This is a genomic window from Bacillus cereus group sp. Bce019, assembly GCF_051781745.1.
Taxonomy (GTDB): domain Bacteria; phylum Bacillota; class Bacilli; order Bacillales; family Bacillaceae_G; genus Bacillus_A; species Bacillus_A cereus.
The window spans coordinates 1-269 of record NZ_JBPWJX010000148.1 but is presented as its reverse complement, the minus strand read 5'-3'; the positions used below and the strand labels follow the sequence as shown (position 1 = coordinate 269).

Below are 269 nucleotides of genomic sequence, written 5' to 3'. Positions count from 1 at the left end.
ATAATTTCTTGATCATTATGGTCTTTACCATATCCACGAATGACCGTTGCAAAATTACTCATATCCGTATCTTCTTCAAACGTTTTTAAATTATGGCCATAACGGAACTGTGCATCAGTTTCTTTTCCGATTTGATTTTTAAATATCACTGTTTTAGATGAATAATTAATTTCCATTTCGGCTTCATAGCGATTCAAAGCTGTTTGCAACAAAGCTGATCGTGTATCATCACCAAAGTTTTGAAAATCAGTTGCTGCAAACGCTCCTTG

General features: G+C 34.2%; 1 protein-coding gene. It reads right to left on the bottom strand.

All coding sequences use genetic code 11. From position 1 onward, the window contains the following. Positions 1-269, bottom strand: a 269-nt coding sequence (locus ACS2QP_RS27810) for a phage tail spike protein (protein WP_438883074.1), incomplete at both ends; no start/stop codon positions are given.